This window comes from Romboutsia maritimum (genome assembly GCF_002251085.2).
GTDB classification, from domain to species: Bacteria; Bacillota; Clostridia; order Peptostreptococcales; family Peptostreptococcaceae; genus Romboutsia_B; species Romboutsia_B maritimum.
In genome coordinates this window covers 1-20,819 of record NZ_NOJZ02000012.1, presented here as the reverse complement: position 1 = coordinate 20,819, position 20,819 = coordinate 1, and the positions used below count along the sequence as shown (strand labels likewise).

The following is a 20,819-nucleotide window of genomic DNA, read 5'->3' as shown; positions in this document are numbered from 1 at the left end:
CTCTCTTGCTTAATTAATGTTCTTCCAGAAGCATAGATACTATATTATTTAATTCGTCATCATCATAATATTCTATTTCTATCTTTCCTTTTTTCTTACCTTTTGAAATATTGACTTTTGTACCAAAGACATTTGTCAATCTTTCTTCTACATCTACTATAAATATATCTTTTTCTTTAATCTTCTTAGGAATTTTTATTTCATTGTTCTCAGATATACTTTTAGCTAATCTCTCTGTCTCTCTAACAGAAAGTTCTTCTTCTGCTACTTTTTTAGCTATCTCTAGTTGTTTTTCTTTATCTACTATTCTAAGCAATGCTTTACCATGTCCTGCTGTTAAACTTCCTTCTTCTATCATATCAATAATTTCATTTTGTAAATTTAATAGCCTAATGGTGTTTGTTATATGTGGTCTACTTTTACCCACTGCTTCTGATAGTTCTTCTTGAGTTACATGATAATGATCTATAAGACCTTTATAAGCTATAGCTTCTTCTATAGAATTTAAATCTTCTCTTTGTAAATTCTCTATAAGAGCTATTTCCATAATATCTCTCATAGGAATGTCTTTAATTACAGCAGGAATTTCTTTTAGATTTGCCATCTTTGAGGCTCTATATCTTCTTTCTCCTGCTATTATCATATATTTTCCTTCTTCATCAGGTTTTACAACAATTGGCTGTAATACTCCATAATTTTTAATTGATTCACATAAAACTTTTATCTTATCGCCATTAAATACCTTTCTAGGTTGTGATTCATTTGGATACACTTTATCTAATTCTAAATTAATTATATCTTTTTTATCTATTTCTTCTTTAGTGTCTGGTATTAATGCACTAAGTCCTCTTCCTAATCTATTAGTTCTCTTAGGCACTTTTTTATCCATATTATATTACATCCTCCTCTAAATCTATAAACTCTTCTGCTAACTCTAAATATGCCACTGACCCTTTGCATCTAGTATCATAATAAATTACTGGTTTACCATGACTTGGTGCTTCAGCCAATCTAACATTTCTAGGTATTAAAGTTGTATATACACTTCCTTTAAAATACTTTTTAACTTCTTCTACCACCTGAATAGATAGATTAGCTCTACCGTCAAACATACTTAATACTACCCCTTGTATATCAATTTTAGGATTTAGTCTTGATTTAACTAATTTTATAGTCTCCATTAATTGACTAACACCTTCCAAGGCATAATATTCACATTGTATCGGTATTAAAACACTATCCACAGCTGTTAGACAATTTATAGTAAGCATTCCTAATGAAGGAGGACAGTCTATAAATATATAATCATACTCATTTCGGATTTCTGCTAAAGCATTTTTTAAAATATATTCTCTATCCTTCATTGATGTAAGCTCTATTTCTGCGCCTGCTAGCTCTGTTGCGGATGGAATTATATCTATATTCTCAAATTCTGTACTTATTATAGCTTCTCTAATACTCAAGTTATCTAATATAACTTCGTATATTGTACTTTCAACAGTATTTTTATCTATTCCATATCCACTAGTTGTATTGCCTTGAGGATCTAAATCTAAAACCAATGTCTTTTTACCCATTTTACCAATACTTGCACTTAAATTTACATTAGTAGTAGTCTTTCCAACTCCACCCTTTTGATTAAATACTGCTATTACCTTACTCATAAGATTTTCCCCCCCTAAATCTTTTAAAAAAAAATTACTGCTAAGCAGTAACCTTTTTATTTTTTAGGAATCTTTACAACAACTTCCATGTAATCTCCCTTATCTATTTCATTATACTTAGCCTCAATTCCTGTGCCTAATATTGCATCAAATGCCTGTTTTATAGTGTTTAAGTATATTCTAATACCCATGGCACCTTTTATATTTTGTTTTTTATCAGGTTCTTCTTGAGATTGCAAATCTTCTAATATATCTTTTATTAATTTTTCAGTTTTCTTTACAGTCATTTCATTTTTTATTACCTTGTCTAAAACTTCTTTCATTAACTCTTCATTTGGTAATTTAAGAAGCGATCTTGCATGTCTTTCAGTCAAACCATTTTCTACAAGCTTTATTTTTACATCGCCAGGAAGTCTCAATATTCTAAGCTTATTCGCTATAGTCGATTGATTTTTTCCTAATTTTTCAGCTAACTGTTGTTGGGTAAAGCTATGCTCCTTTATTAAATTCTCATATCCCATAGCCTCTTCAATAAAGTTTAAATCTTCTCTTTGTAAATTTTCTAACAAAGCAAGTACTGCTGAAGATTCATCTGACATATTATTTATAATAGCTGGAATAGTTTTAAAATCAGCAAGTTTAGCTGCTCTAAATCTTCTTTCCCCCGCAATTAACTCATATTTATCATCTTTTTCTCTAACTGTTATAGGCTGAAGTACTCCATAAACTTTTATAGAGTTGCTTAACTCTTCTAGTGCTGCTTGTGAAAATATCTTTCTTGGCTGATATGGATTTGGAACTATATTTTCTATAGGTATCTCCATAACTCTTTTATCTTCCATAACATCCCTCTCTCATTAGATATAAATATATTTGAATTTCAGTAACTATCTACAAATTAATCATACATTAGTTATATATGAGTTAATATTTCTTCATGTACTTACATAATCCTTCTATTTTGTTTAATTTTTAATGTAAGTTAAGTTATTTCTTAGGAAATAATTACTTTTCTTAATGTTTTTATAGCTATTTTATAGGTGCTTTTGCTGGTTTACCTGCTTTTCTAGGGTATTTATCTGGTGTATTTTTTACTTTTTTAAATACCAATATATTGTGATTTAATTCAGAATCAGGCAATTCAACATCAATCTTTTCTATAAATTCTAAACCTAAAGCATCCATAGCAGCTTTAGACTCTTCTAATTCAAGATTTGCATTAGGTCCTTTTAGACATATAAAGTGCCCTCCTACTTTTACAAATGGAACACAAAACTCCATTAAAATAGGTAACCCTGCTACAGCTCTTGCTGTCGCTATGTCATATTTTTCTCTATATATTTCATCCTTACCAAAATCTTCAGCTCTACCATGTATAAATTCTATATCATCAAGTTGTAGTTGGTTGCTAACTTCTTGTAAGAAATTTATTCTTTTATTTAAAGAATCTAATAAAGTGGTTTTTAAATTTGGTAAACAAATCTTTAGGGGTAAACCAGGAAATCCAGCTCCTGTTCCTACATCAATGATAGACATTCCATCTGTTATATATCCATTTTTTACAGCAGATATAGAATCTAAGAAGTGTTTTATATACACTTCTTTTTCGTCTTCTATACCAGTAAGGTTCATTTTTTGATTCCACTCAACTAATATTTCTCTATAAATTCTAAAACTTTCTAATACTTTATCATCTGATTTTAAACCAAGTTCTTCTAGTCCATTTCTTAGAATTTCTTTATTATTCATTATTTCCTCCCCTACCTCTTCTCATTTGTTCTAAATATATAAGAAGTACTGAGATATCTGCAGGCGAAACCCCTGATATACGAGAAGCTTGTCCTATAGATATAGGTTTTATAGCATCAAGCTTTTGTCTAGCTTCTATTCTAAGGCCATCTATTGATGAATAATTTATATTTTCTGGAAGCTTTCTATTTTCTAGTTTTTTAAACTGATCTATTTGTTTTAATTGTTTATCTATATATCCTTCGTATTTAGTCATTATTACACATTGTTCTTTAACTTCATCCGAAACTTCTTCTCCTGCACCTTTTCCTACTAACTCGATTAATTCATAAGTTACTTCAGGGCGTTTTAAAAATTCATATAAAGATAATCCTACTTTTATTTCAGATGCACCCTTTTCTAAAAGAAGGTGGTTCACTTCTTTTGGTGTTACTCTTTCAGTTTTTAATCTCTCTAATTCTTTTTCAACTTCATCTTTTTTATTTAAAAATCTTTGATATCTATCTTCTTTAACTAACCCTATATCATATCCTCTTTGAGTAAGTCTCATATCCGCATTATCTTGTCTTAAATATAATCTATATTCTGATCTAGATGTCATCATTCTATAAGGTTCATTAGTTCCTTTTGTTACTAAATCATCTATTAATACTCCAATATATGCTTCTGCTCTATCAAGTACAAAAGGTTCTTTTCCTTGTATTTTTAATGCTGCGTTTATACCAGCTATAAGACCTTGAGATGCTGCTTCTTCATATCCTGAAGTTCCATTAAATTGTCCTGCACTAAATAAATTTTCAACACCTTTAATTTCAAGAGATATTTTTAATTGAGTAGGATCAATACAATCATATTCTATAGCATAAGCAGGTCTCATTATTTGAGCATTTTCTAAACCTTTTACAGTCTTATACATTTGTATTTGCACTTCATAAGGTAAACTTGTCGAAATACCTTGAATATACATTTCCTTTGTATCTATTCCTTCTGGCTCAATAAATATTTGGTGTGATTCTTTATCATTAAATCTTACAACTTTATCTTCTATAGATGGACAATATCTAGCACCTGTGCTTTCTACTTTTCCACCATACATAGCAGATCTGCTTAAGTTATTTAAAATTACTGCATGTGTATCTAAATTGGTTCTAGTTAAATAACATGGTTCTTGATTGATATTTAAATTTTCACTTAAGAAAGAGAATGGTGTAATCTTTTTATCTCCTTCTTGTCTATCCATAACCGAAAAATCTATGCTATCTCTATGAATTCTAGCTGGTGTACCAGTTTTAAATCTTCTCATATTTAAGCCTAAATTTACTAATCCTTCTGTTAAATGCTTTGCATATCCTAATGCATTAGGTCCTTCATGAAATGAAACTTCTCCCATATATATCTTAGAGTTTAAGTAAACTCCTGTTGCTAAAACTACAGCTTTAGCTTCATATATACAACCTAGTTTTGTGACTACTCCTTTAACTACATTTCCTTCATGTAATATATCAACAACCTCATCCATAACTATATCTATGTTAGGTTCATCTTCTAAGGTTCTTTTCATTTCTGTGTGATACTTAAACTTATCTGCTTGCGCTCTTAATGAATGTACAGCTGGTCCTTTTGCTGTATTTAACATTCTACTTTGTATAAATGTTTTATCTGCATTTATACCCATTTGTCCACCTAAAGCATCTATTTCTTTTACTAATTGTCCTTTACCTGTACCACCTATAGATGGATTACATGGCATCATTCCTATAGAATCTAAAGACAATGTTACAACTAGTGTCTTTTGTCCCATCCTTGCTGTTGCTAAGGCAGCTTCACATCCAGCATGTCCAGCTCCAACAACGACTACATCATATTCTCCTGCATTAAACTTTTTCATTATATCTCCTTTCTATTAAACCTTAATGTTTCACGAAAATCACAATAATAATTTAAATTTATCATTATAATTTATATATATTTAAGTATTAAGACCGACCGGTTATAATATTAAATTACTTACCTATACAGAAATTACTAAATATAGTATCTAATAAATCCTCTTTTATTGTATCTCCATTTATATATCCTAAATAATCCCATATGTTTTTAAAATCTACTTCTATAAAATCATACGGCATGTTTTGCTCAATAGCAATTATTGCATCATTTATAGATTCATATGCTTTAGATAATGCATCTTTATGTCTTGAATTTGTAATCATTAAATTCGAAGTATTTTTGACACTTCCTTTATAAACCATAGATTCTATTTTATCATATAATTCTTCTATTCCTTCATTTTGTAATGCTGATATTTTTATTATACTATTACTGTCAACATATTGCTTTAGCATGTCTTCTTCTATTTGTTTATTTAAATCTGTTTTATTTAATAAAACTATAGTTCTCTTATTTTCTATTTGTTGTAATATCTCTATATCATCATCACTTAATTTATTAGATGCATCTAGAACCATGATAATTAAATCTGCAGTATTAAATGATTCTCTAGATTTCTCTACTCCAATTTTTTCAACAACATCCTCAGTTTCTCTTATACCAGCAGTATCTACTATCTTAAGAGGAATCCCTTTTATATTTACAAATTCTTCTATTACATCTCTAGTAGTACCCGGTATATCCGTAACTATTGCTCTATTTTCTCCTAAAATAGAATTTAATAATGATGATTTACCTACATTTGGTTTTCCTACTATTACTGTTTTTAATCCTTCTCTAAGGATTTTTCCGCTTTCAGCTGTATCATATAATTTTTTGATTTCATTTCTAATTTCTTCAGATTTTTGTCTAAGTGTCTTATAAGTTATTTCTTCAACATCTTCTTCTGAAAAATCTATTGAAACTTCTAAATGAGCTAGTACTTCTGTTACTTTAAATCTTAGTTCTTTTATTTTGTTTGATAGCGAACCTTCTAATTGATTTTGAGCTACCTCATGAGCCATATCTGTTTTTGCTGTTATTACGTCTATAATAGCTTCTGCCTGAGATAAGTCTATTCTTCCATTTAAAAATGCTCTTTTTGTAAATTCTCCTCTATCAGCTAACCTTACATCTTTAGATAATATTAATTCTAATATTTTCTTTACTGAAATAAATCCACCATGGCAATTTATCTCAATAACATCTTCTGACGTGTATGAATTAGGGCCTTTCATATATGCTAATAGTACTTCATCTATTACATTTTCATTATCTACTACTTTTCCATATATTAATGTTCTTGTGTTATAATCTTCAATAGATTTTCCTGACATTGATCTGAATATTTGTTGAGCAACAGAAAGTGATCTATCTCCACTTATTCTTATTATTCCTATTCCTCCTTCGCCAGGAGCTGTTGCAATTGCTGCTATTGTATCATCTATAAACAAATTTTTCACCTCTCGTTATCTTAATTTATCTATGTTATCTTAATTCTTTCCTTAATCCTAATATTATATAAAATAAATTTCAAAAATAAAACCCCCTATAATCTAGGAGGTTAAGTTTTATCTTTTATACTCTATAACTAATCTTCTGTAAGGGTCTGTTCCTTCACTATACGTAATAACATATTTGTCGTTTTGAAGAGCTGAATGAACAATTCTTCTTTCATAAGGATTCATACAATCTAATTTTTTAGTTTTTTTAGTTTTAGCTACTTCTCTAGCTACTTTACTTGCATATCTTACTAAAGATTCTTCTCTTTTAGATCTATAATTCTCGATATCCACAAGAACTCTCATATGAGAATCTTTATTTACTTTGTTAAGTGCTAGACCTGTTAAAAATTGAATAGAATCTAGTGTTTCGCCTCTTCTACCAATTAAACTTGCAGCATCATTGCCTTCAATGTTTACTTTAATTAAATTGTTTTCTTGGGTTACATTAACCTTAGCTGTAATATTAGCATTTTTAAGTATATTTTCTATGAATTTTTTAGCTATATCTGTTTCTCTTTCTATAACTGTAAATTTATAAGTTCCATCTTTTGAACCTATAAATCCAAGAAATCCTTTTGTAGGATTTTCTATAATTTCGACTTCTAAGTCTTCTAACTTTACATTTAGTTGTTGTAAAGCTTTATTTATTGCCTCTTCTTTTGTTTTACTTTTTAATTCTAGGCTTCTTCTCATCTATTACTACCTCCTTAGAGTTAGCTAGCTTAGCTTTTAAAGGATTCATTATTAAGTAGTATTGAGCTATTGAGAATAAGTTACTTACTGTCCAATATACTGCTAACCCTGCTGGAAAAGTATATCCCCACCAAAAAGACATAGCTGCCATAACATATGACATAGTCTTCATTGAAGCTTGTTGCTGATCACCTGGCGTCATTACAGATTGCATTACATATGCACTCACCCCTGAAAGTATCCCCATACTCAGATTATTCGTTCCTGTTAAACTTGCTAGCCATAAAAATCCGTTATCTGATGCTACAAAAGCTGCTTGATCTGCGAAAACACTATATTTTACAGGATCTCTTAAAACACTAAATAATCCAAATAATATAGGCATTTGTATTAATAAAGGTAAACATCCTGATAATGGATTGAAATTAGTTTCTTTGTAAAGACTCATAATTTCTTGTTGTTGCTTTTCTGGCTTATCTTTATATTTTTCTTGTATTTCTTTTAATCTAGGTTGCATGTCCTGCATTGCTTTTGTAGATTTTGTTTGCTTAATTGTAAGCGGTAACAATAATACTTTTACGAAAATTGTAAATAACACTATTGATAGTCCATAATTATTAACAAATTCAAATATTATTCTTAAAGCATGTCCTAATACATTGCTTATTATATTCAATTTTTATACCTCCTAAAGTATCTTATCAATTTATTTCAAAGGGTCATAACCCCCTGGGTGGAAAGGATGACATTTCAATATTCTTCTTATTGTCAGATACATACCTTTAAATAATCCATATTTTTTAAATGCCTCGATTGAATATTGTGAACATGTAGGATAAAATCTGCAAGTTGGACCTTTTAAAGGAGATATATATTTTTGATAAAATCTTACTAAGCAAATACATATTTTCGATAAATACATATTAATTTCCTTCAATATATATTTTATTTTATTCAAAGTAAAGACCTCCATGCTTATTATATATCCTAATTGTCTTATCTATTCTAAACAAACATATCTGATTTTTTCACTAAATGTTTTAATGATTTTTGTATATCATTAAAGCTAGCATCTTTACTAGATACTCTTGCTATAAAAACTATGTCATATCCAGTTTTTACTTTTTCATCAATATATAATCTATAAGATTCTCTTATTAATCTTCTAACTTTGTTTCGAGTAATCGCTTTTCCTACCTTTTTAGATACAGATATTCCAACTCGACTACAATCTGATTTATTTTTAAGTATATACATTACTAAATATTTATTTGCAAAAGATTTACCGTGTTTATATACTTTTCTAAAATCAGAGTCCTTCTTTAACCCTTGTGTCCTATTAAAGTCCATATACTATTCCTCCATAAACACAGCTAATAATTATTTTTCTACACAAAAAGGCCACTTTCACAGCGGCCTTTTTTAATTATTAATGAGTTAATCTATTTCTTCCTTTAGCTCTTCTTCTTCTTAACACGTTTCTTCCGTTAGACGTCTTCATTCTCTTTCTGAAACCATGTTCTTTCTTTCTTTGTCTTTTCTTTGGCTGATAAGTTCTTTTCATTTATTGCACCGCCTTTCAGATTGTTTTTCCGTTTATAAAAATAATAACTTTACCCTCAAAGTAAACATAACACATACAATTATAAATGCTTTTATATTCATTGTCAACGTGTTTTTGACCTCTCAAAACCACAAATTACTATCTATTATATATAGTATACGCGTTTATTAAAATTAGTATATAGGGGATATAATATTTTTTTCTATATAATCCACATATTTAATCTAATTTATACTATTTTATTATAATATTTGATTCTTATCAACAGCCTCTTGATATTGTGGATAAATTCCCTATATCGTATTGAAGTTTGACATATATTCTGATATTATTAATATACTTGTTGATAATGTTTATAAAAGTTATCAACTTATCAAGTTTATTCACAAGCTGTGGATATAAATGTGTATAACTTATAAATTTCAAGACAATACTTTAGTTATAAAGTACCTTTATTCTATGTTTAGACTATTTATAACTTTATATACATATTGTTTATATCTTTCTCAATTTATGTAATAAATTTTTTTATTATAACTTTATCCACATCCTTATCCATTAGTTTAGTTATTTTGTCAAATTTATATAGATTTTTTCTTTTTTTGTTAATAACTTTGTGGAAAATGTTAATTATTTTGTTCGGAGGTTTATATTATGGATATAGTTTCTTTATGGAACAAAACACTGCAACTTATAAAAGGAGAACTATCTCCCCCTAGTTTTAATGCTTTTTTTAAGCAAATTATACCTTTAAAGATATATTTAAATGATTTAATACTTTTAGTTCCAAATGAATTTACAAAAAGTATATTAGAAGATAGATACTTGAACCTTATCGAAAGTTCAGTAAATCAATTATCTCTAAAAAAATACAATATAAAATTCGTATTAAGCGAAAAAGAAGTTGAGGGATTAGATGAAGAAAATAAAATTTCTAATGTGAAAAAAAATTATCCTAATTTAAATCCTAAATATACTTTCGATACTTTTGTTATAGGAAGTAGTAATAGATTTGCTCATGCTGCATGTGTTGCAGTAGCCGAATCTCCAGCTAAAGCTTACAATCCTCTTTTCTTATATGGAGGTGTTGGATTAGGAAAAACACATTTAATGCATGCTATCGGGCATCATATAATGACTCAAAAAAAAGATCCTAAAGTTGTTTACGTTTCATCTGAAAAATTTACAAATGAACTTATAAATTCTATAAAAAATGATCGAAATGAAGAATTTAGAAACAAATATAGAAATGTAGATGTATTACTAATTGATGATATTCAATTTATAGCAGGTAAAGAAGGAACTCAAGAAGAGTTTTTCCATACATTTAATACTTTACATGAAGCTAATAAACAAATAATTATTTCTAGTGATAGACCACCAAAAGACATTCCTACACTAGAAGATAGACTTAGATCTCGTTTTGAGATGGGACTTATAACAGATATACAAGCTCCTGATTTTGAAACTAGAATTGCTATTTTGCGCAAAAAAGCTCAAATGGAAGATATAGAAGTGTCAAATGAGGTTATGACTTATATTGCTAAAAACATAAAATCAAATATTAGAGAATTAGAAGGTGCTCTTACTAGAGTTGTTGCATATTCTTCTCTTACTAATAGAATGATTTCATTTGATCTTGCAACAGAAGCTTTAAAAGATATTATTACATCCTCTAAAAATGAGGAAATTACTGTAAATAGAATAAAAGAAAAAATATCTTCTGCTTTTAACTTAAAAATGGAAGATTTCAATTCAAAAAAGAGAACACGATCTATAGCGTATCCAAGACAAATAGCTATGTATTTATCTCGTGAACTTACAGATTTATCTCTACCAAAAATAGGTGAAGAGTTCGGAGGAAGAGATCATACAACTGTTATTCATGCTCATGATAAAGTAGCTAGAGATATACTAGAGAATGAAGATATAAAAATCAAAATAGACAAAATAATATCTGATTTAAAAGGATAATTTATTAACATTTGTCTGTTAATAGTCTGTTAATAGAATGTGCATTGTTTTTTTGTCAATATTTTATACACATAATATTATAAGAAAATCAACAAAGATATTAACATTTTATACACATGTTGATATCTTTGCGCTTATTACGGTGTATATACTTATTCACATTATCAACAACACCTACTACTATTACTACTATTATTTTTATTTATTTTTTTATATAAAATTCGCAAGGAGGTTATCCACATTGAAAATAATTTGCAATCAAAAACTCTTAGCTCATAAGATAGGTATCGCTCAAAAAGCTATCAATGGAAAAACTACTTTAGAACTTTTAAAAGGGATTTTATTATCTGCTAAAGGAGATCAATTGACGTTGACTGGATATGATTTAGAAATAGGAATAGAAACACATGTCCAAGCAGAAGTAGTAGAAGAAGGTGAAATTGTAGTAAATGCCAGACTTTTTGGAGATATAATTAGAAAATTACCAGATTCATTTGTAGAAATAGAAGTTGATTCTGAAAATAATATATATATAAATTGTGTAAACTCTAGATTTAAAATAAAAGGAGAATCTGCAAAAGAATATCCTAGATTACCAGAAGTGAATGAAAATGATTTATATAGTATTCCTCAAGACTTATTAAAAAATATGATCAAACAAACTGTATTTGCAATATCTCAAGATCAAACAAAACCAATTTTAATGGGTGAACTTTTAGAAATTGTTGAGGGAAACATCAGCCTTGTTGCAATTGACGGATATAGACTTGCGGTTAGAACTTGTTTTGTAGATAATATAGATAACAACGCCAAAGTTATAATTCCAGGAAAAACACTTACTGATGTTAATAGTTTACTTTCATCAGAAGAAGATGTAAAACTTGGTTTTGATGATAAAAATGCTATATTTATCATCAATGAAACAAAAATAATAACAAGGCTTCTTGAAGGAGAATTTATAGATTATAAAAAATTACTTCCAAGAGAACATAACTCAAGAATTAAATTGAATACTAAAGATCTTTTAAACAGTATAGAAAGAGCATCTTTACTATCTCAATCTGAAAAAAATAACCTTATAAAATTATCTATAAGAGATAATGTAATGGCTATAACTTCTAATACTGACAAGGGAAATGTTTATGAAGAAGTTTCATTAGAATTAGATGGAGATTATTTAGATATAGCTTTTAATTCAAGATATTTATTAGAGGGACTAAAAAATATTGATAGTGAAGAAATTTTTATTGAATTCACTACAAATGTTAATCCTTGTATTATAAAGCCAGTAGATGGAATTAATTATACATATTTACTATTACCAGTAAGAATATCATCAAATTTATAGAATAGACAAAAAACCCAACTTTTTATTAGTTGGGTTTTTGTTACTGATTTTGTGATATAATATACTTTTAAACCGTTATTTAGAAAATATTATAAAAATATTGAATAGGAGGAGTCAACATGATTGAAAAATATATAGACTCAGAATATATAAAATTAGATCAATTTCTTAAACTAGTTGATCTTGCTTCTACTGGAGGACATGCAAAATTCTTAATACAAGAAGGTGTCGTTAAAGTTAATGGAGAAGTAGAAACTAGAAGAGGTAAGAAATTAAGATCAGGAGATATAGTTGAAGTAGAAGGAAATAAAATAAAAGTAGTATAAAAAGGAGCGCCTTTTATGCGACTAAAGAATTTACAATTAGTCAATTTTAGAAATTATAATGATTTACACATAGAATTCAATGAAAAAATAAATCTTTTAGTTGGGAAAAATGGCCAAGGAAAGACAAATATAGTAGAATCTATATATATGCTATCTTTTGGAAAATCATTTAGAACGAACAAAGACAAAGAAATTATAAAATTTAATAGTGAAAATTTATATGTTGGAGGAAATTTTTTCAAATATGGTAGTATGCGTCTAATAGAAGTAGCTATTGGAAAAAATAAAAAAGGCATAAAAGTTAATAAAATTCACATACAAAAAATACATGAATTACTTGGAAATTTAAATGTTGTAATATTTTCGCCAGAAGATTTAAAATTAGTAAAAGAAGGACCTAAAGAGCGAAGATTGTTTATAGACAAAGAGATTAGCCAAATCATACCTAAATATTATAATTATTTGACTAGTTATAATAAAATTTTATTTCAAAAAAATAAATTATTAAAAACTAATTATATTGATAAAAATTTGTTAGATGTATATGATGAAAATTTAGCAAAATACGGAAGTTACATCTATATTTTAAGAAGAGATTTTATAAAAAAAATATCAGATATAGCTATGAAAATGCATGAAAATTTAACAAATGGAATTGAAAAATTATCAATATCTTATAAAAATCAGCTTGGTATTTGCGAGGAAGATACAGTTTCAAGTGTATATGACAAATTTTTAGATAAGCTTACAAATAGCAGGGAACATGATATTGAAACTAGAACAACTAGATATGGAATACACAAAGATGATTTAAATATATTTATAAATGATTTGGATGTAAGACTTTATGGTTCTCAAGGACAACAAAGAACAGCTTCAATTTCTTTAAAATTGTCAGAAATAGAATTAATAAAAAAAGAAGTAGGAGAATTTCCTATTTTGATACTAGATGACGTATTTAGTGAATTAGATGAAACTAGACAAAAATTGTTAGTAAATAATTTAAGTAAAGTTCAGATGTTTATAACAACTGCTGAAGTTTCACATAAAAATATATTTGATAAGAGCAATACAACTATCTTTAATATCGAGCAAGGACAAGTTATAAACATAGAGAATGGAGGGAACTAAATGAAACAAGAATACGGTGCAAGTCAGATACAAGTATTAGAAGGATTAGAAGCCGTTAGAAAAAGACCTGGGATGTACATAGGTTCAACAGGACCTAGAGGTTTACACCATTTAGTTTATGAAGTAGTAGATAACAGTATAGATGAGGCATTACAAGGTTATTGCTCAGAAATATACGTGTCTATAAACGAAGATGGGAGTATTTTAGTAACTGATAACGGAAGAGGTATACCAGTTGAAGTTCACCCAAAAACAGGAAGGTCAACTTTAGAAACAGTTTTAACCGTTCTTCATGCAGGAGGAAAATTTGGAGGCGGAGGATACAAGGTATCTGGAGGTCTTCATGGAGTTGGTGTTTCTGTAGTTAATGCTTTATCGGAGTGGTTAGTTGCAGAGGTATATAGAAATGGAAAAATATACAGACAGACATATGAAAGAGGAGTAGCAACATCAAATCTTGAAGTTGTTGGAGAAGCTTCTCATACTGGAACAGTAGTAAAATTCATGCCAGATGCTACTATATTTGATGAAGTTGATTTCAAATACGAAACTCTAGAGCATAGACTTAGAGAGTTATCTTTCTTAAACAAAGGGATAAAAATAGTATTTGAAGACAAAAGACATGATATTGAAAAAAAGAAAGAATTCCATTACATGGGTGGACTAATAGAGTATGTTAAATACTTAAATAAAACAAAAACAGCAATACATGAAGATCCTGTTTATATAGATAAGAAAATTAAGGATTGTGTTGTAGAATTAGCAATGCAGTATACTGATGGTTATACAGAGAACATATATTCTTTTGCTAATAATATAAGTACTCATGAAGGTGGGTCACATTTAAGTGGATTTAAGGCTGCACTTACTAAAACAATAAATGATTATGCAAAAAGAAATAAATTATTAAAAGAGAGCGAGCCTAATTTATTAGGTGAAGATATAAGAGAAGGTCTTACAGCTGTAGTTTCTGTTAAGTTACCAGAACCTCAATTTGAAGGTCAAACTAAGACAAAATTAGGAAATACAGATATGAGAGGTATTGTTGATAGTGTAACAGTAGAAGAGTTAGGATCATTCTTAGAAGAAAATCCAGTAACAGCTAAAATAATAGTTGAAAAAGGTCTTAGAGCTCAAAGAGCAAGAGAAGCGGCAAAAAGAGCTAGAGAATTAACAAGAAGAAAAAGTGTATTAGAGAGTACTTCTTTACCAGGTAAGCTAGCTGATTGTGCTGAAAAAGATCCTTCAAAAAGTGAAATATTCTTAGTCGAAGGGGATTCTGCTGGAGGTTCAGCAAAGCAAGGTAGAGATAGACATTCTCAAGCAATTTTACCTTTAAGGGGTAAAATACTTAATGTTGAAAAATCTAGATTAGATAAAATATTATCTTCAGAAGAGATAAAAAATATGATAACTGCATATGGTTGCGGTATAGGAAATGATTTTGACTTAGAAAAGGCGAGATACCATAAAATAGTTATAATGACCGATGCCGATGTAGATGGAGCTCATATAAGAACATTACTTTTAACATTCTTCTTCAGATATATGAGACCACTTATAGAGAATGGTTACGTTTATGTAGCTCAACCACCTTTATATAAAGTGAAAAAGCAAAAGAAAGAACATTATGTTTACTCAGATGAAGAGTTAAATATTTTATTAGAAGAGATTGGAAGAAATGGAGTAGAGCTTCAAAGATATAAAGGTCTTGGAGAGATGAATGCAGAACAATTATGGGACACTACAATGAATCCAGAAACTAGAACTTTATTACAAGTTTCTATAGATGACGCTGCTATAGCAGATGAAGTATTCTCTATGCTTATGGGGGATAAAGTTGCTCCAAGAAAAGAATTTATACAAGAAAATGCAAAATTTGTTAGAAATTTAGATATATAGAGAAAGGGGATGAGTATCCATGGAAGAAAATAACAGAATACTCCCTATTGAAATAGCCGATGAAATGAAAAAATCGTATATAGATTATGCGATGAGTGTTATAGCTGGTCGTGCTCTTCCAGATGTAAGAGATGGATTAAAGCCAGTTCATAGAAGAATATTATATTCAATGAGTGAATTAAATTTAACTCCAGATAAACCTTATAGAAAGTCTGCTCGTATTGTCGGGGACGTTTTAGGTAAGTATCACCCACATGGAGATACTGCAGTATACCTTGCAATGGTCAGAATGGCTCAAGATTTCTCAACTAGAGGACTATTAGTTGATGGTCATGGTAACTTTGGTTCTGTAGATGGAGATTCACCTGCCGCAATGCGTTATACAGAAGCTAGAATGAGTAAATTATCTCTTGAGCTATTAAGAGATATAGATAAAGAAACTGTAGATTATATACCAAACTTTGATGAATCGTTAAAAGAACCGTCTGTATTACCATGTAGATATCCAAATCTTTTGGTAAATGGATCAAATGGTATCGCTGTTGGTATGGCAACCTCAATACCTCCTCATAACTTAGGTGAGGTAATAGATGCTACTGTACACTTAATAGACAATCCTGAGTGTAGTATTGAAGAATTAAGTGAATATGTAAAAGGGCCAGATTTCCCAACATCAGCTATCATAATGGGAAAAGAAAATATAGCTGACGCATACAGAACTGGTAGAGGTAAAGTAAAGGTTAGAGCAAAGGCATACATTGAAGAACTAGCTAAAGGAAGACAACAAATAATTGTTACAGAAATACCATATCAAGTAAATAAAGCTAGATTGGTTGAAAGAATAGCTGAATTAGTTAAAGATAAAAAGTTAGAAGGTATCTCTGATTTAAGAGATGAAAGTAATAGAAATGGTATGAGAATAGTTATAGAGCTTAAGAGAGATGCAAATGCTAATATAGTATTAAATAATCTTTATAAACATTCTCAAATGGAAGATACTTTTAGCATAATAATGCTAGCATTAGTTAATGGTCAGCCCAAAATATTAAATCTTAAACAAATTTTATATCATTATGTTAAACATCAAGAAGATGTTGTTACTAGAAGAACACAATTTGATTTAAATAAAGCTGAAGCTAGAGCTCATATATTAGAGGGATTAAAAATAGCTTTAGATAATATAGATGCAGTAATAAGTTTAATAAGAAGTTCAAAAAATGCTCAAGAAGCTAAGGCTGGATTAATAGAGAAGTTTAGTTTATCAGAACTTCAAGCTCAAGCTATACTTGATATGAAACTTCAAAGGCTTACAGGATTAGAAAGAGATAAGATTGATGCTGAATATGAAGAATTAATCAAAAAAATAAATAGATTAAAAGAAATATTAGCAGATAAGAGAATTCTTTTAAATGTAATCAAACAAGAAATGCTTGTTATAAAAGAAAATCATGCAGATGAAAGAAGAACAGAAATAAGACATGCTGAAGGTGAAATAGATATGAGAGACCTTATAAGTGATGAAGAGATAGCGATAACTCTTACTCATTTTGGTTATATTAAAAGATTACCATCAGATACTTATAGAAGTCAAAAAAGAGGTGGAAAAGGAATTGCAGCTCTTACAACAAGAGAAGATGACTTTGTAAAACACCTTGTTACAACTACAACACACAGTAGATTGTTATTCTTTACAAATAAAGGTAGAGTATTCAGATTAGATGCATACGAAATACCTGAAGGAAAGAGACAAGCAAAAGGAACTGCTATAGTTAACTTACTACAGTTAGGTCCTGACGAAAAAATAGCAACATTAATACCTATAGATGGAACAAGTGAAAATAGTTATTTATTATTAGCTACTAAAAAGGGTATAGTGAAAAAGACTAAGAGAGAAGAATTTAAAAATATAAATAAATCAGGTCTTATAGCTATAGGACTTAGAGAAGATGATGAACTTATTGATGTTAAAATTACTGATGGAGAAAAAGAAGTTCTTTTAGTTACTAGAAAAGGAATGTCTATCAGATTTGATGAAAATGATATAAGACATATGGGTAGAACAGCTATGGGTGTTAAAGGTATAACTTTATCTAAAGGAGATAAAGTAGTATCTATGGGACTTTGTGATGAAGGTACAGATGTACTCGTAGTTAGTGAAAATGGATTTGGAAAGAGAACAGATATTGAAGAGTATAGAAGTCAAATAAGAGCTGGAAAAGGTATAAAAACTTACAATATATCAGAAAAAACAGGTGAAATTGTTGGAGCTGAGTTAGTAAATGAAGATGATGAAATTATGATTATAAATTCTGATGGAGTATTAATAAGAATTAGAGTTGGTGAGATTTCATTATTCGGAAGAGTAACAAGCGGAGTAAAACTAATGAAGACTGAGAGCGAAGTTAATGTAGTTTCTATTGCCAAAATAAATATAGAAGAAGAATAGGATATTATCCTATTCTTCTTCTGTATACTTATATATAATATAAATAAAAAATAATATCAAGATTGGAGAGGAATAGCTAGTATGAAAGGAAGAAGTGGAAAGTATTTATTTTTAGGAGCTTTATTTGGATTTATAGCTGGGTTATTTTTTGCCCCTAAAAAAGGTTCTGAATTAAGAAAGCAAACAAAAGATAAATTTGAGGAAGTAAAAGAGAATCCAAAAGGAGTTCTACGTGGAACGTTTGAAGAAGTAAAAGATAAAATAACAAATATAATAGATGAAAATTCTGAAGATGATAATATAAAAATTTCTGAAGATGAAATAGTAATAAGTAAGAGCTTTAATGATGAGGGAGAGAATAAATAATGAATGCATTAGGTTGGCAAATTGGAGCGGTATTATTTGGCGCATCTGCATTAATTATAGCTATATACATAAGCAAGTTATTGAATAGCGCAAATAAAGTTGTTGAAAAGGTATATAAAATAGTTGACTATGATGAAAGATATATACACGAAACGATAGAAAATGTTGCAGCAATAACGAAAAGTACAGATGATATTATAGGTTTATTTAGTAAAGTAGCTAGTTTAACAAAAATTTTTAAGATTATAAAAAGATAAGCGTGTATGATGAGGAGGTATATCTATGTCAATAAATATAGATTCTAAATTAAATGATCAAGAGTGTCTATGGGAAGTAGCTTTAAAGGGAGAATTGGATGTTTCAACAGCAGATAAGTTGAAAGAATATTTACATGGATTAGCTGACCAAGACATGATAGACATAAAAATGGATTTTAAAGATTTAGAGTATATAGATTCAACAGGGTTAGGTGTTATGATAGGTGTTTTAAAAAAGCTAAAAGTGGTAAATAAAGAAATATACATAATAAATCCTAGAAATAATGTTAGAAAGATTTTTACTATAACAGGTCTAGATAAAATATTTAAGGTGGAGGGATAAAATTTGACTTGTGAAACTATAAGAATGGAAATAACTTCCAATCCACAGTATGTAGGAATAATAAGATTAACTACATCAGGTATAGCAAATAAGATTGGATTTCCGATAGATGATATAGAAGATATAAAAGTAGCTGTATCAGAAGCATGCACAAATGCCATAAAGCATAGTAATGATGATATATTTAATATAACATTTAAGATATTAGATAATGGATTAAATATTGAAATACAAGATAATGGACAAGGCTACGATATTAGTAAGATAAAAGCACCTGATTTAGAAAATCCTAAAGAAAATGGATTAGGATTATTTATAATACAATCATTAATGGATGATGTAAGTATTGAATCTAATGACAAAGATGGCACAATAATAAAAATGACTAAGTATTTAGGAGTTGATATTTAATGAAAAAAGTAGCTAATGCTACGACTTACCTAGATATGGATACAAAAGAACTGTTCAAGATGTATAACAAGGATAAGGATAGAGAAATTAGAAATATTTTAATTGAGAAAAATTTATACTTAGTAAATATATTAGCTAAGAAATATATGAATAAGGGTGTTGAATTTGAAGATATTTATCAAGTTGCATCATTAGGATTAATATATGCAATTGACAGATATGACATAGATAAAGGTTTTGAATTTTCTAGTTTTGCAACTCCAACAATAATGGGAGAAATAAAAAAGTATTTTAGAGATAAAGTTTGGACCTTAAGAGTTCCTAGAAGAGTTCAGGAATTAAGTAAGAAAATAAGTGAAGCTAGAGTATTTCTTGAACAGAAAAATAAAAAACACCCTAAAGTTAAAGAGATAGCAGAGTATATAGGGTGTAGAGAAGAAGATGTTTTAGAAGCAATGGAAGCTTCATATGGATATCAACCAATATCTTTGGATGCATCAAGTAATGATGATTCTGAAGATAAGGATATAACTCTAATTGATAAAATAGGAAAAGAAGAAAGTAGTTTTGGAAATATAGAACAAAAAGATTTTATAAATAAATTCATGGAAAATTTAAATGAATTAGAATTAAAGATATTTAAAGAAAGATTCTTCTTAGACAAAACTCAATCAGCTATAGCAAATGAATTAGAAATATCTCAAATGACTGTTTCTAGAATAGAAAGAAAGATAATAGAAAAGCTAAAAAAAGAATATGAAAAAAATGTTTAAAAAAAATGAAAAAACTTTATAAAAACTATTGACCTACTGTTAAATGTATAGTATATTATTACTTGTCCTTAAGAAAAGGGACAGCAAGAAAAAATGAACTTTGAAAATTAAACAGTAGGTTAATTTATAGAATTTGAAACAACCAAACAAAGCCAGATATATAACAGTATCTGAGCCCATCAAAACTTTTATTTGAGAGTTTGATCCTGGCTCAGGATGAACGCTGGCGGCGTGCCTAACACATGCAAGTCGAGCGATTTCCTTCGGGAAAGAGCGGCGGACGGGTGAGTAACGCGTGGGTAACCTGCCCTGTACACACGGATAACATACCGAAAGGTATGCTAATACGAGATAAAGTGCTATGAAGACATCTTCGAAGCACCAAAGCTTTAGCGGTACAGGATGGACCCGCGTCTGATTAGCTAGTTGGTAAGGTAA

22 protein-coding genes and 1 rRNA gene are annotated in these 20,819 nt (G+C 28.9%); 12 read left to right on the top strand and 11 right to left on the bottom strand.

Annotation, left to right across the window (positions count from 1 at the left end; genetic code table 11):
• Positions 1-13: 13 nt before the first annotated feature.
• The 11 genes from CHF27_RS08075 to rpmH form a co-directional block, all read right to left on the bottom strand.
• Entirely contained in the window at positions 14-889 is an 876-nt protein-coding gene (locus CHF27_RS08075) for a ParB/RepB/Spo0J family partition protein (protein WP_095405506.1), read from the bottom strand.
• Between the two features lies 1 nt (position 890).
• A complete protein-coding gene (locus tag CHF27_RS08070; protein ID WP_095405505.1) occupies positions 891-1,664 on the bottom strand; it encodes a ParA family protein in 774 nt (257 codons plus the stop codon).
• A gap of 56 nt (positions 1,665-1,720) precedes the next feature.
• Complete coding sequence (gene noc / locus CHF27_RS08065; protein ID WP_095405504.1) at positions 1,721-2,506, bottom strand: nucleoid occlusion protein; 786 nt, start codon at positions 2,504-2,506, stop codon at positions 1,721-1,723.
• 187 nt (positions 2,507-2,693) lie between these two features.
• Positions 2,694-3,413, bottom strand: a complete 720-nt coding sequence (gene rsmG / locus CHF27_RS08060) for a 16S rRNA (guanine(527)-N(7))-methyltransferase RsmG (RefSeq protein ID WP_095405503.1) — start codon at positions 3,411-3,413, stop codon at positions 2,694-2,696.
• Complete coding sequence (mnmG, locus tag CHF27_RS08055) at positions 3,406-5,301, bottom strand: tRNA uridine-5-carboxymethylaminomethyl(34) synthesis enzyme MnmG (RefSeq protein ID WP_095405502.1); 1,896 nt, start codon at positions 5,299-5,301, stop codon at positions 3,406-3,408. The genes rsmG and mnmG overlap by 8 nt, the downstream gene beginning before the upstream one ends.
• 115 nt (positions 5,302-5,416) lie before the next feature.
• Positions 5,417-6,796 carry a tRNA uridine-5-carboxymethylaminomethyl(34) synthesis GTPase MnmE gene (gene mnmE, locus CHF27_RS08050; protein WP_095405501.1) on the bottom strand — a complete coding sequence of 460 codons (1,380 nt, stop codon included), beginning with the start codon at positions 6,794-6,796 and terminating at the stop codon, positions 5,417-5,419.
• A 117-nt stretch (positions 6,797-6,913) separates the two neighbouring features.
• A complete protein-coding gene (gene jag, locus CHF27_RS08045) occupies positions 6,914-7,540 on the bottom strand; it encodes an RNA-binding cell elongation regulator Jag/EloR (RefSeq protein ID WP_095405500.1) in 627 nt (208 codons plus the stop codon).
• Positions 7,512-8,216, bottom strand: coding sequence for a YidC/Oxa1 family membrane protein insertase (locus CHF27_RS08040; protein ID WP_095405499.1), 705 nt, complete (start codon positions 8,214-8,216; stop codon positions 7,512-7,514). Before CHF27_RS08040 ends, jag begins: the two co-directional genes overlap by 29 nt.
• 30 nt (positions 8,217-8,246) lie before the next feature.
• On the bottom strand, positions 8,247-8,498 hold the full coding sequence (gene yidD, locus CHF27_RS08035) for a membrane protein insertion efficiency factor YidD (protein ID WP_095405498.1): 252 nt from the start codon (positions 8,496-8,498) through the stop codon (positions 8,247-8,249).
• Between the two features lie 47 nt (positions 8,499-8,545).
• Positions 8,546-8,890 carry a ribonuclease P protein component gene (gene rnpA / locus CHF27_RS08030; protein WP_095405497.1) on the bottom strand — a complete coding sequence of 115 codons (345 nt, stop codon included), beginning with the start codon at positions 8,888-8,890 and terminating at the stop codon, positions 8,546-8,548.
• A gap of 79 nt (positions 8,891-8,969) precedes the next feature.
• On the bottom strand, positions 8,970-9,104 hold the full coding sequence (gene rpmH / locus CHF27_RS08025; protein ID WP_042277507.1) for a 50S ribosomal protein L34: 135 nt from the start codon (positions 9,102-9,104) through the stop codon (positions 8,970-8,972).
• Between the two features lie 654 nt (positions 9,105-9,758).
• Between rpmH and dnaA the strand changes: the two genes are divergently transcribed.
• From dnaA to CHF27_RS07965, 12 genes are all read left to right on the top strand, one after another.
• A complete protein-coding gene (dnaA, locus tag CHF27_RS08020) occupies positions 9,759-11,078 on the top strand; it encodes a chromosomal replication initiator protein DnaA (protein WP_095405496.1) in 1,320 nt (439 codons plus the stop codon).
• 241 nt (positions 11,079-11,319) lie between these two features.
• Positions 11,320-12,426, top strand: coding sequence for a DNA polymerase III subunit beta (dnaN, locus tag CHF27_RS08015; protein ID WP_095405495.1), 1,107 nt, complete (start codon positions 11,320-11,322; stop codon positions 12,424-12,426).
• A 119-nt stretch (positions 12,427-12,545) separates the two neighbouring features.
• Entirely contained in the window at positions 12,546-12,752 is a 207-nt protein-coding gene (yaaA, locus tag CHF27_RS08010) for a S4 domain-containing protein YaaA (RefSeq protein WP_095405494.1), read from the top strand.
• 15 nt (positions 12,753-12,767) lie between these two features.
• Positions 12,768-13,883 carry a DNA replication/repair protein RecF gene (recF, locus tag CHF27_RS08005; RefSeq protein WP_095405493.1) on the top strand — a complete coding sequence of 372 codons (1,116 nt, stop codon included), beginning with the start codon at positions 12,768-12,770 and terminating at the stop codon, positions 13,881-13,883.
• A complete protein-coding gene (gyrB, locus tag CHF27_RS08000; RefSeq protein ID WP_095405492.1) occupies positions 13,884-15,785 on the top strand; it encodes a DNA topoisomerase (ATP-hydrolyzing) subunit B in 1,902 nt (633 codons plus the stop codon).
• A gap of 19 nt (positions 15,786-15,804) precedes the next feature.
• Positions 15,805-18,231: a DNA gyrase subunit A gene (gene gyrA / locus CHF27_RS07995; protein ID WP_095405491.1), complete on the top strand. Its 2,427-nt coding sequence runs from the start codon at positions 15,805-15,807 to the stop codon at positions 18,229-18,231.
• An 81-nt stretch (positions 18,232-18,312) separates the two neighbouring features.
• A complete protein-coding gene (locus tag CHF27_RS07990) occupies positions 18,313-18,597 on the top strand; it encodes a YtxH domain-containing protein (protein WP_095405490.1) in 285 nt (94 codons plus the stop codon).
• Complete coding sequence (locus tag CHF27_RS07985) at positions 18,597-18,854, top strand: hypothetical protein (RefSeq protein WP_095405489.1); 258 nt, start codon at positions 18,597-18,599, stop codon at positions 18,852-18,854. Before CHF27_RS07990 ends, CHF27_RS07985 begins: the two co-directional genes overlap by 1 nt.
• A 25-nt stretch (positions 18,855-18,879) precedes the next feature.
• Positions 18,880-19,197 (top strand): STAS domain-containing protein, encoded by a 318-nt coding sequence (locus CHF27_RS07980; RefSeq protein WP_095405488.1) that lies wholly within the window; start codon positions 18,880-18,882, stop codon positions 19,195-19,197.
• A 24-nt stretch (positions 19,198-19,221) separates the two neighbouring features.
• Positions 19,222-19,608 (top strand): ATP-binding protein, encoded by a 387-nt coding sequence (locus tag CHF27_RS07975; protein WP_199533642.1) that lies wholly within the window; start codon positions 19,222-19,224, stop codon positions 19,606-19,608.
• A complete protein-coding gene (locus CHF27_RS07970; protein ID WP_095405486.1) occupies positions 19,608-20,381 on the top strand; it encodes a SigB/SigF/SigG family RNA polymerase sigma factor in 774 nt (257 codons plus the stop codon). The genes CHF27_RS07975 and CHF27_RS07970 overlap by 1 nt, the downstream gene beginning before the upstream one ends.
• Before the next feature lie 188 nt (positions 20,382-20,569).
• Positions 20,570-20,819: ribosomal RNA gene (locus CHF27_RS07965) — 16S ribosomal RNA — on the top strand; the annotation flags it as partial.